Origin of the sequence: Bradyrhizobium sp. NAS80.1, assembly GCF_001908205.1 — a bacterium.
GTDB lineage: Bacteria > Pseudomonadota > Alphaproteobacteria > Rhizobiales > Xanthobacteraceae > Bradyrhizobium.
In genome coordinates this window covers 53,599-67,117 of record NZ_LGHL01000048.1, presented here as the reverse complement: position 1 = coordinate 67,117, position 13,519 = coordinate 53,599, and the positions used below count along the sequence as shown (strand labels likewise).

At 60.1% G+C, this 13,519-nt stretch carries 12 protein-coding genes, 1 tRNA gene and 1 pseudogene; 8 read left to right on the top strand and 6 right to left on the bottom strand.

The genetic code is table 11. The features are described from left to right. The first annotated feature begins 5 nt into the window (after nucleotides 1–5). Together AC629_RS12285 and AC629_RS46720 are read left to right on the top strand one after the other, a co-directional pair. Complete coding sequence (locus tag AC629_RS12285; RefSeq protein ID WP_084805018.1) at nucleotides 6–1,040, top strand: Gfo/Idh/MocA family protein; 1,035 nt, start codon at nucleotides 6–8, stop codon at nucleotides 1,038–1,040. A 129-nt stretch (nucleotides 1,041–1,169) separates the two neighbouring features. Beyond that, nucleotides 1,170–1,274 (top strand) — tRNA-Ser (locus tag AC629_RS46720). Between the two features lie 387 nt (nucleotides 1,275–1,661). On the opposite strand, the gene AC629_RS12280 is transcribed toward AC629_RS46720, so the two are convergent. Further along, nucleotides 1,662–2,966: a TAXI family TRAP transporter solute-binding subunit gene (locus tag AC629_RS12280; protein WP_084805017.1), complete on the bottom strand. Its 1,305-nt coding sequence runs from the start codon at nucleotides 2,964–2,966 to the stop codon at nucleotides 1,662–1,664. A gap of 742 nt (nucleotides 2,967–3,708) precedes the next feature. Here AC629_RS12280 and AC629_RS12270 point away from each other — a divergent pair. After that, a pseudogene (locus AC629_RS12270) lies at nucleotides 3,709–5,137 on the top strand (DUF1254 domain-containing protein). A gap of 355 nt (nucleotides 5,138–5,492) precedes the next feature. Here AC629_RS12270 and AC629_RS12265 read toward each other — a convergent pair. The 5 genes from AC629_RS12265 to AC629_RS12245 form a co-directional block, all read right to left on the bottom strand. Then, the gene (locus AC629_RS12265; protein ID WP_210419028.1) at nucleotides 5,493–6,023 is read right to left on the bottom strand and encodes a hypothetical protein; all 531 of its coding nucleotides are present in this window, start codon (nucleotides 6,021–6,023) and stop codon (nucleotides 5,493–5,495) included. Between the two features lie 278 nt (nucleotides 6,024–6,301). Further along, on the bottom strand, nucleotides 6,302–6,961 hold the full coding sequence (locus AC629_RS12260) for a hypothetical protein (protein WP_245331823.1): 660 nt from the start codon (nucleotides 6,959–6,961) through the stop codon (nucleotides 6,302–6,304). Nucleotides 6,962–7,079: 118 nt separating this feature from the next. Next, nucleotides 7,080–8,021 (bottom strand): helix-turn-helix transcriptional regulator, encoded by a 942-nt coding sequence (locus AC629_RS12255; protein WP_168195458.1) that lies wholly within the window; start codon nucleotides 8,019–8,021, stop codon nucleotides 7,080–7,082. A gap of 224 nt (nucleotides 8,022–8,245) precedes the next feature. Further along, nucleotides 8,246–9,241 carry an AraC family transcriptional regulator gene (locus AC629_RS12250; RefSeq protein ID WP_084805014.1) on the bottom strand — a complete coding sequence of 332 codons (996 nt, stop codon included), beginning with the start codon at nucleotides 9,239–9,241 and terminating at the stop codon, nucleotides 8,246–8,248. Nucleotides 9,242–9,489: 248 nt separating this feature from the next. Further along, nucleotides 9,490–9,933 carry a DUF2721 domain-containing protein gene (locus tag AC629_RS12245; protein ID WP_084805013.1) on the bottom strand — a complete coding sequence of 148 codons (444 nt, stop codon included), beginning with the start codon at nucleotides 9,931–9,933 and terminating at the stop codon, nucleotides 9,490–9,492. Between the two features lie 391 nt (nucleotides 9,934–10,324). Between AC629_RS12245 and AC629_RS12240 the strand changes: the two genes are divergently transcribed. The 5 genes from AC629_RS12240 (at nucleotide 10,325) to AC629_RS12220 (ending at nucleotide 13,462) form a co-directional block, all read left to right on the top strand. Continuing rightward, the gene (locus AC629_RS12240; RefSeq protein WP_168195457.1) at nucleotides 10,325–10,810 is read left to right on the top strand and encodes a DUF992 domain-containing protein; all 486 of its coding nucleotides are present in this window, start codon (nucleotides 10,325–10,327) and stop codon (nucleotides 10,808–10,810) included. Nucleotides 10,811–10,856: 46 nt separating this feature from the next. Further along, on the top strand, nucleotides 10,857–11,237 hold the full coding sequence (locus AC629_RS47665; RefSeq protein WP_210419027.1) for a hypothetical protein: 381 nt from the start codon (nucleotides 10,857–10,859) through the stop codon (nucleotides 11,235–11,237). Between the two features lie 337 nt (nucleotides 11,238–11,574). Then, entirely contained in the window at nucleotides 11,575–12,294 is a 720-nt protein-coding gene (locus AC629_RS12230; RefSeq protein WP_245331822.1) for an outer membrane protein, read from the top strand. Nucleotides 12,295–12,308: 14 nt separating this feature from the next. Further along, entirely contained in the window at nucleotides 12,309–13,097 is a 789-nt protein-coding gene (locus tag AC629_RS12225; protein ID WP_084805011.1) for a DUF2092 domain-containing protein, read from the top strand. Further along, complete coding sequence (locus AC629_RS12220) at nucleotides 13,094–13,462, top strand: hypothetical protein (protein ID WP_349531102.1); 369 nt, start codon at nucleotides 13,094–13,096, stop codon at nucleotides 13,460–13,462. The genes AC629_RS12225 and AC629_RS12220 overlap by 4 nt, the downstream gene beginning before the upstream one ends. Nucleotides 13,463–13,519: the final 57 nt, after the last annotated feature.

The following is a 13,519-nucleotide window of genomic DNA, read 5'->3' as shown; positions in this document are numbered from 1 at the left end:
ATTGTATGAGTTCACCAGTTCGGCTGTCAGTGATGGGAGCGGGTCTCATCGGCAAGCGGCACATCGACCACATTCTCGCGCGGCCGGAGGCGATACTGTCGTCGATCGTCGACCCGGCGCCTGCGGCACGAGAGTTGGCGGTTTCGCTGAAGGTAGACTGGTTTCCGTCTTTTCAGGACATGCTCTCCGAAAACCGGCCGGAGGGGGTGATTGTCGCCACCCCCAATCAGATGCACGTGGCTAACGGCATGGATTGTATCGCTGCGGGTATCCCGGCGCTGATCGAGAAGCCGTTAGCGGATGACATCGTCGCTGCACAGGCGTTGGTCGAAGCCTCCGAGCGGGCGCGCGTGCCCTTGCTCACCGGCCATCATCGCCGCCACAACCCGATGATCCAGCGCGCCAAGGCGGAGATCGACGGCGGCCAGCTCGGCACGATCGTATCAGTGCATGGCATGTTCTGGCTGATCAAGCCGGACGATTATTTCGATGTAGCATGGCGTCGCGAAAAGGGGGCGGGGCCGGTCTTCTTGAATCTCATCCACGATGTCGACCTGCTGCGCTACCTGTGTGGGGATATCGTCGCGGTGCAAGCTGCGCAATCCAGTCGGCTGCGTGGAAATGCCGTTGAAGAGACAGCGGTGATCATCCTGCACTTCGCCTCGGGCGCACTGGGAACGGTCAATGTCTCCGACACCATCCAATCGCCTTGGAGCTGGGAATTCACGGCTGGTGAGAATCCGGCCTACAGTCATACGCAGGAGAGCTGCTACCAGATCGGCGGTACGAGAGCATCGCTGGCTATTCCGCAACTCGATCTATGGCATCACCCGAGCAAGGCCAGCTGGTGGGCGCCGATCGAGCGCGAGCGGCCCAGGTACGAGAAAGAAGACCCGCTTGGCCTGCAGATTGCCAATTTCTGTGGGGTTATCCGCGGTACGGCCGCGCCTGTGGTGAGCGGGCGCGAGGGGCTGAAAACCCTCAGAGTGATCGATGCGGTCAAACGTGCGGCGGAAAGCGGAGCTCTCGTCTCGGTTTGATGCAGGAAAGCACAGGCGTCAACGCCGGAGTATCGAGGTTATCGCGCACTCGACATTTGGCGGACGATCAAGGCCCGCTAATAGGAAGTGCAACGACGCACTGTGATCGTGCGACGAATGCTCGTTTTCGGTCGGATAAGCCCGGTGGTACAACGAATAAGTCATTGATTGTTCTTTAGCCGTCGCTGACTCTTAATCAGCGGGTCCCAGGTTCGAGCCCTGGTGCGCCCACCATACAAAGAACCTTCTTTTCCGATGGCTTCGCAAGACGGAGGCCGAGAACAGAACGGTTCTCGTGAAACGTGTTTTGTGAAGGAGGTCGCACGGCCAGGTTGCTGTCGGACTCTTTGTTTGTTTCCGTATCTTCACTCCGTTTCTGCGATTTCGTAGGGCTGATGGTCGCGCCCAAGGGGCGGCTCCGGCGCGAAGCAAGCCATGTCCTAAGTAATGTGTTTCGCGAAATGAGTGGTTAGTTAAGCGAGAACAACGTCGCTTATGACATCGATGCCGTTGTCGAGACGCTCGATTTGCTTGGAATGGGCTCCGGACGTGTGATCGCCAAGGAGACCGGCCAGTCCGCGTACCATCCGGTCGCTTATGCAAATCGGTAGAAGTGGACAATTAAGACGTGCTTAGCATGGCCCGGCGAGCATGGATCAGGCTCTCGACCCTGTTCGCGGCAACGTTCAATGTCGCCATATCGGCGGCATCTTCGTCTCCGCTTGCAATCTTGAGACGCTGGTCGCTCAAGATGTCATCGATCCGGCTTTCGATGTCGGACAATTCATCCTCGTGCTGCGCCTTGCGAACCCGGCGGGCCAGGGCATAGAGCGCGTCGAGCGCCGATTCGCCCGGTTTCGGTGTCCGCAGGCCGATGAACCTCCAGGCCGCAGCGAGGACCGAAGCCACTCCGCCGAGGATCATCGGCGTCAGGTAGATCGCATTGCTCCATTCGTCCAAAAAACCTTCTTGAGTGCCGTTGAAATATTCCGATGCACCGGCGTGGACCGGCAGGAAGGCGTCGGGATCCGTGTCAGGCGCTGTGACCTGCGCCAGGACTGGCAGTTCGCCGATGAGGTCCCGGCGCGCGGCGAGAAGTGATCTTGTCAGATCGGCTATGGTGTCGGGATTGAGCTTCTTCTGCGCGACCAGGTAGAAAGACACCCGAAGTGTCGTCAGGTCGTCATCCGGGACTGCCGGCGAACCTCTGAGCGTGCCTTTCGGCACGTCGAAACTTTCGTAGGCACGATGACTTTCCGCAATCGCGTCGGCCGATTCAATGGGAATGAGGACCGGCTGGGACTTCATGTTTTGCGGGAAGAGGCTACGCGCGAGCGACAGGTATTTTGGGGTCAGGGGAATGACGAGCAGAAGCGCATCGACGCTCCTGGCGTCGACTGCCTGGCGTGCCTCAGGCAACGAGAGGTCCCTGAACTTCACGTTTGCGCGCTCGAGATCATATTGCTGACGCAGTGCGTTAACGACGGACCTGTTGATCTCTCCGCCGACCACGCCAACGCGGTGGCCTTTCAGGCTCGCCACGTCAGTCAGCGGCGAACCAGGAGGGGCCACAATCAGCACGACTGCATGTGCAAGCACGAGGACTGCTTGGGCTTGCGACAGGTCGCCGACGTCGCCGCGGACGACCGCGAGGTCGACCTTGCCGGATGAAAAGGCATTGGCGGCTTCGAGGGCCCCCGATTGATTGACGATCCGCAGCCTCACCGGTGCTGACGTGGCGGTCAGGCGACTTGCGATCGCCGACAGGACCTTATCGGCTTCGCCATCAAGCGATCCAACCGCGGCGGTCAGCGTGACCGGTCGGATGTACCAGAAATAGGCGAACAGCCCCGCGCCAATGGCCAGCAGGAATGCGCCGCTCACCATCACGATACGAAGCCAGGCCGGTAGTTTGACGGCGGTCATCGAGCAATTCTCCGACTAAAGCTAAGCCTTGCGCTGAAGTGTGATCATGTCCCTGAATTGTATTCCGTCCCGTCGCGGGTCGGGCAATGGATCACGGCATGAAGCTGTTCGAGCGCTGGTGCCGCCTCGGAGTGACAGGGATATCAAGCTCCATTCGACGCCGCGAACCGACTTTAGCTTTGCTTATGATGTGTGAGATTTCATAGAGCGAGAGGTGCGCCCCGCGCGCGGTCACCTGCGAAATGACCTGCGACAGGTGCGCGGCTGACGGAGTATCAATCTGCATTGAATGCTTTCCTCGCGAACCGGCCAAGTGCGCCGCCGCTTCCTCAGGCGTCGGGGCGAACGCGCACTATGGAAGTCATTAGAGAGCATTTCTACCGATCCGCTATGCAGTTTCAGCACAGGCGCGGATTCCGTTGGCAGCGTGCGATGAACGGTCCCTCGTGGTCGCACCGAAGCTGATCCTGCGTCCATTGGTGCGCGACCAAAGCTCGCGCTTGCCGAATTTGCATAGCCGCCCGCCGAGCTTTCCGTAAGTTGGTAAGCGCACCAGAAGTGGCTGGCATGCCAGCCCGCTCAACATGGCAAGGGAGCATTTGATGCAAAAGCGATTGACCCAGAGCGCATACGTGCTGACGAAGCGCGAATTTCTGCGGTCGTGATCCTGGAAGAAATATCGTCGTCGACCCCACTCGCCAATCGTTTGAAGTCGTTTCAATCAGGTACCAAGGAGAAAGAAATGGAGATCACTCGTCGTAATCTTGCGCTGGGAGGCATGGGCCTGCTGGCAGGCGCGGCTGCAACAAAATCAGCCCTTGCGCAGGATTCCTTCTTTGGCGTGGGGCGAGGCCTGGAAGATTTCTGGCTCGCGAGCGACGCCTACGTTTTCGGCTATCCGTTGGTGACGATGGAGATGACCCGCCGGGTTCTCACCAACGTCGCCGAGCCCGTGGGCACGAAGGCGCCGATGGGGCAGATCATCAAGCTGCGCCAGTATCCGAACGCCTCATTCAAGGACGTCACGGCACCGAACGCGGACACGCTATACACGACCTCCTTCTTCGATGTCGGGAAAGAACCGTGGGTCCTCAGCATCCCGGACATGAAGGGGCGCTATTTCCTGATGCCGATGCTGGACGGCTGGACCACGGTATTCCAGGCGCCAGGCAAGCGCACCACCGGCACCGGGGCGCAGACCTACGCGATCACCGGACCTGGCTGGAAAGGCACACTGCCGGATGGCGTGAAAGAGTACAAGTCGTCCACCAACATGGTCTGGCTGCTCGGCCGCATCTATTGCACCGGCACGCCGGAGGACTACGAGGCTGTGCACAAGCTGCAGGATGAGTGCAAGCTCGTTCCGCTCAGCGCCTACGGCAAGCCGTACACGCCGCCTGCGGGCAAGGTCGATCCCTCGATCGACATGAAGACGGCCGTTCGCGAACAGGTCAATCGCATGGACGCGGTGTCGTATTTCAAGCTGCTCTGCGAGCTCATGAAAGCCAATCCGCCCTACGAAGCGGACGCCCCCCCAGCTTGCCAAGTTTGCGCGCATCGGCATCGTCCCCGGACAGGACTTTGACGAGAGCAAGCTCAAGGCGGACTTCCTGAAGCGTGTGCCGGAGGTGTCGTTCGACAGGATCATGCTTCAGTTCAAGATCAACAAGGCGATCAAGGACGAGAATGGCTTTGCCTACACGACGAGGACCGGCATCTATGGCACCGACTATCTGATGCGGGCCCTCGTCACCGCGATCGGACTCGGCGCCAACCGTCCGCAGGATGCGGTCTACCCGACCTCGCAAAAGGACGCGGACGGCCGCGCGTACAATGGCGCAAACAAGTACGTCATGCATTTCCCGAAGGGGCACCTGCCCCCCGCCGAGGGATTCTGGTCGCTCACGATGTACAACAGCGCGTACTTCTTCGTGGACAATCCGCTCAACCGCTATTCGATCAGCGCGCGGCAAGACCTCAAGCAAAATCCGGACGGCTCAACCGACCTCTACATCCAGAAGGACTCCCCTGGTAAGGACAAGGAGTCGAACTGGCTCCCCGCGCCCGAGGGAGATTTCATCCTCATGCTGCGCATGTATTGGCCGCAGGAAACGGACCCGTCGATCATCAACGGCACCTGGACGGTTCCCGCCGCCAAGAAGGTCAGTTGAAAACATGAACTTATGCCGGTCCTTGGGTGGGCCGGCATAGCCACTTCGTGAGCCCACTGCACCGTCGCCAAGCTGATCGGCGACGGTGCAGAAGCACGAATCTCGGCGAGAGAGGTAGCCGGGCGATCGTGCGCCTCCTGTAGACCAGTGGCTTTTGCATTCTGCGTAGAGGGCGGCGCGCCACGGCCGATGGCGAATGAGCATTGCTTCGTCGCGGCGCTATGATGTCGCCAGCGCTCCGCACGCTCCGATCTCCAAATCCGCGATAGAAGTTTCCGGTTCTACCTCAGGAGGGGAGCCGCCTGGCTGTTTCAGTGGCTACTCCGCCCATGCTGAGAAAAATGACCGTTTGCATTCAGGACCTGGACTGACGCGTTGGGCCAACCGGATCGACCGCTCGCATGTCCTCGACGGCCTCCACTACGACCGTCCGCGTGCCCAACACGGCAGCATGAACGTTGCGTATGGTGGCGTAGAGGAAGGCCGTGGTCAGCCCAAACAGCAGCATGCCGTTGAGAGCTTCGAGCGCCCCCAACATCTGCCAACGGTCAGAAAGATGGAGGCTTGCATGGCCGAAGGTCGTCATCGCGCCAATTGAATACAGCATCGCCGAGCGCTCGTCTGGAAGAGCGCCGAGCCAGAGGTAGGCTCCGGCCCAGACAGCTGCCCCCATGGCGTGCAAGGCGGTGGCCGACAGCACGGTCGCTCCCACCACCGCTACAAACGTCGCCAGATGGCCGCGAACTCTTTTCGCGCGCTTCAGACCTCGCTCAACGCCAAGCTCTATCGCTCCGAGTCCGATGACGTGGATGACCGACGCAAGGACGATCAAGGGGAGTCCCCACAGCCAGTCTGTGATCCACGCTCCCGACGCGAGAAAATCCATGTTTCTACCGCCTTGAGCCGTATTGTCGGCGTCGATCGGGTCAAGAACGCACGACGATCGGTTACCAGAATTGCGCCACTTCGGCGGGCGGCGGCAATAACGCTAGCGCTCCGTGACGTGCATGCCGTTGGCGCGATGACTCTATAGCGCTGAGGAGGGGGAAGAGCAGGAGATACAGGTACGACACCTGCTCGACCAGGGCCCGGCAAGGCGAGACCAGGCTGCAAGGTTCGAACCGGAACGGGCGGCAGCTACGTGCCGCCCGGCACGGGACGCGTTCAATAACAAGGAGGATAGGGATAATAGCCGCAATAGGGCCGGGCGTAAGCGGCTCCCACGGCTGCAGCTCCAACAGCGGCGGCTCCGGCATACATCGCGCCCCGGAATGCAGTGCGCCGCGCGACGCCCGCAAAGGAAAGCGGTGTAAAGGGGCGGCCGATAATATCGATGAAGATCGAGGCTGCGCCGTCGGCACCGTTTAGATCGCCCTCGAGTGTCTGAACCGCGAAGACGAGCTTGTCCCCATCCAGCTTCGGATTTTTCAGGACGACCACGGCATCCTTGACGGAGCCATCCTTGGTGTTGAAAGCCGAAACAGTCGCGTTCGGAGGATCGCTGGCAAAGCTGTCCTTGCCCGTGCCCCAATCGGCGATGATGTCAGCGGTGAGCTGATGGCCGGCGGCGCGCACGGGCCGGTCTGCGAATATGATCGAGTTCGGCGTGACGCCGGTCAGCACGAGGCTGTCGCCTTGCAATGTCGCGCTGCGAGAATTGAGAACGATGAGCGACGGCACAATTTGAGTATTTGCAGCGGAGGGCGCGCCGATCGTCTTCAGTTGTCCGTTGGGTGCGCTCTGAGCCCGCGCAGTCCCGGTGTCGAGCAGTAACGTCGCCGCCAGCAACGCCATGCAAATGTGCAGGCCTTTCTTGTTGCGCATCTCGTTCTCCTTGCGATCAGCCGGGGGCTTCCGGCACGTTGGTGGAGGCGGACCGTAGACACGCCGAAACCGGCCGCCTATGCAAAATCGGCAAAAAGTGCACCTCTCCCGAACAGAGCTAAGCCTTGCGCTGAAGCGTCGTCAGCGGCGTTTCTCCGAAAGCTGCACGGTAAGTCGCAGCGAAGCGTCCGAGCTCAAAGAATTGATGCTCCCGCGCGATGCTGGCGACGCTCGCGGTAGAGGCATCGGCGCGCCGTAGCGCGGCGCGGGCCTTGTTCAGCCTGCGCAACAGGAGGTATCGCATCGGGCTGATGCCGAGAAATTCGTGACAGCACATCCGCAATGTGCGTTCGGCCACGCCGATTTCGGCGCAAAGATCGGGCAACGTGATCTTCCGGTCGACGGATTTGCGCAGCGCTGCTTCGAAGCGGGTCATCAAGGCTGTGTGGTTGGAGCGTGTCCTGGATCTGTTTTCCGTCCCGTCGCCGGTGAGGCAATGGATCACGGCATGAATCATGTCTTGTTCGAGCGCCCTTGCCACTTCGGGCTTCTCAATCAGTTTGTTTGCAGGAGCCGCGAGGTGACAGGCGTGTTGGAACAGGTGCCGAAAAAGGGCCAGGTCCACGCCGGTAGGATGGAGTAGCCTCGTGGAGCGCGGGCGCAGGATCGGCTGGCCGGTCAATGCCGCGCCACTCTTTTCAAACTGCTCCACGGGCAAGGATATCAGGCCCCATTGGCATTTCCCGCTCGATAGCTGATGCATCTGCTGGCTCGGGCCATGAAGGGCGATCTGGTCACTTTGGAAAGCAAACCCGTCGCATTCCAGGCTCACCCGGCCAACTGGGAAGGACAAAAAGACCCTGTCGGCTGCAAGCGAAATGCAGGCAATGCGCGGCAGCGATTCGCGCAGCCGCATGATGACGAGATGGTCCAGTTTCAGCCGCAGCAACTCCGCTTCGAATTCCCCGGGGCCAGTTATCGTGAGATTGACACCGAAATCGCCAAATCCGGCTTCGTAGGCTCCGGGATCGTCAAACCTTGAAATGGAGCGTTCAGCCATATCCCCTCGTCCCATCGGACGGGCGGATGGCTCTTGCGACCATTTGATGCTCATGGGGCCCGTCGATGAGGCACCATCAGGCTATCGATAGGGTTCGACTATGCAATTCCGGCGCCATGAGACAAAAGGGCGCTTCAAGGAGCGCAATAGGACATTTCGATCGCAAGCTGCGATGGCGCAAATCGGCCGGTCGATGTGCGCCATCAGGTAAGGAAATGCCGCGACTAGTGAAGCCGTCCTACAATGACTTCGACTGGCAGCGTTGTGGGACGCATGAGATGGACGTGGGGATCCTGCGGGGGCCGCCGCAGTGTTTCCGACGGTAACTCTCCAAACAGCGTGCGGTAGGCGACCGAGAAGCGCCCGAGCTCCCAGAACCCGTAGTTGGTCACGATATGGGTAACGGTGGTCTTGGATGCGTCAGCACGCAGCAGCGCGCGCCGGACCAGATGCATTCTTCGCAGTGTGAGATAGCGGATCGGAGCCATGCCGAGATGTTCTTCGCAAGCCGATCGCAGCGTCCGCTCGGAAACGCCGGTCGCAGCGCAGAGTTCGGTCAGATAGATGGCACGGTCCGGGTTTTCGGCCAGATAATCCTCGAGCCGCGCGATGATCGCATCGTGACGCCGCCTGCCGGCGGTGATCTCGATGCCGGCGCCCTCGGCAAGGCATCGAACCATCAGATGAGACATTTGTTGTTCGAACCCGCGACGTAGCTCCGGCGATTCCAGAGCGTCCGGCGTCGTACGGGCTAACTCGCCGACGGTTTCGTGCATCTTCAACAGGCGTGACATCAACTCCGGGCGGGGCCGAACGACGCGGGTTGGCAGCTTTGCCGGAAAGTCAGCTCCAACAACGGTTGCCAGCGTTGCACTCATATCTTCCTCGGAGAGCGACATCCCGCCATAGCGATGGTTGGTGCCGCAACGCTGATGCGACACATCGTACGTGTCGATGACGATATCCCCCGGCGCGACGTCCACACCGCAGTGCTGAATCGGGGGGCCTTCCAATCGTGTCAGAAAGCCGATGGATCTGCGCCCGGGCCGGACGGCAATTTTATTGACTTGAGGCAGATTCAGCTCATACCGGCTCATCCAAAGCCGATTCAAACCAATTTGCTCAATGGTCAGATCGAGCTCGCCGCGCTTTGTCGGAAATACGTTGATCTCGCATCCTTGAACCGCGCTCGGGCAAAGCAGCGGATCTTCGATCCTCATCCTTCTAACCCAAAACACTTCGGATACCCCCGCAACATTTGAATGCCTGAGAGAGATCGCACGAACGTAACATCGTCTTCAAACAGGTAAATTGAAGCTCAAAGTCGCATACAACTTCTGATCTATGAAGCTACTATTTCGAAAACGAAAGGGCAATCCTCGCGTTGTCGCATTCAGCTCCCGGTAGGTCTCGGTTATGACGGGAAATGATCGATGCCCGGAGCGCTCAGGCGTTTGAATTTTGTTTGCTACGGGCTTCGGCGTGGTTTGTGATGGCTGAGGTCATGCAGCGACAGGCGGGCCTCGCGGACCAGATCCACCAGCGAAAGCGTGAAGAAACTCAACGCGATAACAAAGAGCAGGGCAACGCCGTATTCATGCCGAAACTGGAAGAAGGTGCAGACGAACGCTAGGATCACCAGGAGCGACGTGACAATCGCGCTGATCGTCGAAAGAATAATTGCCTTGTTCAAAAGCACTGCCCGGCGCCTAAGGTGCGGCACGTCGGGATGCGCTGGGGAAATGTCGCCGTCGATTGTAGCGTGCAATGCCTGTAGCCTGTCGACGATGCGGTTCATCCGTCCGATCAGAACCGAAACGAAAGCTGCAACTGCGCCAAGGAGAAACGCTGGCGGCGTCACCTGCGAAATGACCTGCGACAGGTGCGCGGCAGTCGGTGTGTCGATCGGCATCGCGATGCTTTCTTCCGCGGACCAGGTCCGCGCGGCGCGACTTGCAGGCGCGGTGGGGACGTAACGCTTGGATTGAGACCCGAATAGCGCGCGCCCTCGAGGTCGACTATGCAATTTCGGCAAAGTTTCCGCTGGCTGATCGTAGGTTCTCGTCCAGCCGTTCCCGACTACGCCAGGCGACGCGTACGTCCGCAAAGCGGCTCGGCTATTGGATTCTCACCCCGTGATTCAGCCGTCGAGGGCGCGATTTTTCGCTCACGGCAGGTTCGGAGTGCCGATTTTGCATAGTCTGATCGGCTTCGAGCATGCTCAACTACCAAAAGCAGAGGGCGGTCCAGGACCAAGCTCCTGCCCGCGATCAACGAGGTTTTGTGTGATGATGGGGAAGCGAATGCGTGCACCAATTTTAGCTGCCCTCTGCGCCTTCGGCGCATGGTCTGGCTCTGTGTCTTCCGCGGGCGCCCAGCAGGCATCGTGGACCCAGATCGGCATGCTGGGGTGCAAGGTCGACCCCAGCATCGGGTTTGTCATATTTGGCCATCAATCGATGTCATGTCGCTTTACACAAAACCCGCCGTTCCCCACTCAGTTCTATGAAGGGGCACTCAACACTGTCGGAATCGATATCGGCGTTTCGGCGGGAGGCGCACTTGCTTGGGCGGTTCTTGCCCCGACGGCAGGTCCTCCGGTTGGAGCTCTCGCCGGCGAATATGTCGGGGCGTCAGGTGATATCGCCCTCGGCTTGGGCGCCGGCGTCAATGTTCTTGTCGGTGGCTCGGGGCGGTCATTTGCGTTGCAGCCCGTTTCCGTAGAGGGGTCGGTTGCCATCGACGTCACCGTCGGCCTTTCCGGCCTACAGCTGCGTCCGGTCTACTGACGCTCCGCGCCTTTTGGCGTGAGGGGATGGGACGCGGCTCCAGTTCGTGGTGCCGAAAGCGGATGGCGAGAGTGAGCCCGCAGAAATAGGCGAGCCCACAGGGAAAACAAATCGGAAAACCCCGGTGCCAGCTGACCTCCCGAAAACATGGTATGTTTCGTTTGAGGTGCCGAAGAAGGTGCGCAAAGCATCGGCGCAACGACGTTCGAGACAAAGTGAAAGCTTTCCGACCGAGCTCGACGCCCAGAGGTTTGCTCGCCAGAAATTCGAGCAAGGATACATCGTGACCGCGGGCACCATCAATCCTTGCACACCGCGACGGGCAATACCCTCGACGCTCATTTGCGATTGGCTTGCGGAAATGTCCGAGCCGCCATTTGTCGAGCCGGCCTCCTTCGAGGACACCAAAGAGGCAGATCTGCCGTAGGAGCCGCTGCGATGCGGCCCGCTATGCATTGGCAGATTTTGCATAGACCGTTCCGACGCATTGTTGGGGATGGCGTTCGCCAAAGTTGAACCAGGCCACGAGCGCCCGGTCACCGCTCAACATCACCGATTGTCAGAATTTGCATGTTCGTCCAACCGCACGCCTTGCACCAAGAGGCCATTCGCGAAGGTGGGCCTGCGGTCAGCCAATGCTTCCGCTGCTGCAACTTGGCCACAGTCGGGAAAACTGAAGGCATACGTCAGATTCTGCATAGCGGGTTGCGCGCGCCAGATGCGATTTGATGCTGCACGAATTTCTTCAATCACTCAGGTGGGCAATGAACAAGATTGGTAAGTTTGCAGTTGCGATCGCAGCTTCGGGAATGATGGGCGGCTACGCTGCTGCGGCAGACTTGTCGGCGGCACCCGCCTACAAGGCGCCGGCTTCGGTTGCCGCCGTCTATAACTGGACGGGATTCTACGTCGGCGTTAACGGCGGGTATGGCTGGGGCAATCAGGACCCGCTGGTGCTGTTCGCCAACAGGTTCGATCGTGCTGGTTTCGACATCAGTGGCGGCATGATCGGCGGTACGTTTGGCGGACAGATTCAGCAGGGATATGTCGTGCTCGGCCTGGAAGGTGATTTGGATTGGGCCAACATCAAGGGCTCGTCCGTCGTAACACCCAGCATTCTCGGCATCGGGCAGGGCGTCACGCTGAACACCTCGTCGAACATCAGTGCGCTGTCGACGGTGAGGGCGCGGATCGGTGTGGCGATGAACAATGTGCTGCTCTACGCCACGGGCGGCGCAGCTTTCGTCAAGTCGAGCGCCAGCGCATCGACCGTCGCAGGCGTACCCTGCGGCACGCTTGGCGTCCTGCCGGATTGCTCGGGCTCGTCCTGGCGTCCGGGCATCTCGGCCGGTCTTGGCGTGGAATATGGGTTCACGCCGAACTGGTCCGTGAAGGGCGAGTATCTCTACACGAAAATCGTCGGCACCGGAGTGAGCTCGGATCGAGTGAACATCGTGCGTGGCGGCGTCAACTACCGGTTCTGAACAGGGCTCTATCGATGATCACACTCGGTCTTGTTCGGCGCGCCTTCGCGCCCGGCATTGTCCTCTGCGCGGCCATCCTGGCCGGCGGCGCGCAGGCGCAGGGCGACGGCGCCCTGCAAATCCTGAAAGGGATGTCCGCCTATATCGGCGGTCAACCCACCATCGACGCGACCTTCGATTCGGATATCGAAGTGGTCACGAACGATCTGCAAAAGATTCAGTTTGCGAGTTCGGGGCAGGTCATGCTCAGCCGTCCCGACAAACTGCGTGCCACCCGGACTGGGGGCTATGCAGACCTCGAGCTGGTCTTCGACGGCAAGAAGCTGACGGTCCTCGGAAAGCATGTCGGCGCTTATGCCCAGGCGGATTTTTCCGGCAGCGTAGAGCAATTGATCGACAAGATGCGTTCCGATTTCGGCGTCGAGGCGCCGGGTGCCGACTTGCTGCTGCCACGGTCATTCGATGACCTGATGACGGGTGTATATGATGCAAAACATATCGGCCGCGGCGTCATCGACGGGGTCGAGTGCGAGCATCTCGCCTTCCGCTCGCCTGACACCGACTGGCAGATATGGATCGAAGTCGGGGCCAATCCCGTGCCCCGCAAGTTCATCATTACCAGCAAGGCAGTGACGGGCGCGCCTCAATACACCCTGCGGATCAAGAACTGGAAGACAAATGCCCAGCCGCCAGCGGACGCCTTTGTCTTCAAGCCCGCTGCGGAAGTGAAGCCAGTGGCTTTCGACTCGCTTGGGGGCATCGATGAAGTCCCGCCAGGATCACTCCAGGGAGGAAAGAAATGACATCTTCATCTTCCATCACCAAGTCCGTGCAGCTCGCAGGAGTGGTCGTCGCCGTGACTGCTGGCCTGTTCGCGAGCGACAAGGCGCTGGTTGAGCCCGGCTCCTTTGTCACTCAGGCCCATGCGATCATCGGACGGCCTTTGACGCCCCTGAGTTACGCCGGCGTTGCCAGGCGCACGACGGCGCGAGCGGTGACAGCAGGCGCCGTCGCCACGGGAGTTGCGGTCGGCGCGGCCGCCGCTGCGGCAGCGCCAGTTGTTGTCGCCCCCCCCATGCGTCCAGGCGGTCGATGCCTATGGCCGCATTTACATGCGCTGCCCCTGATCCACCGGACTGCGCGGCGCACCGCTTCGACTATCCGATAGCGTTGCACCGTGCGGATTCCGAGATCCGGATCGTTTGAAATCTCTCTATATCCGCTT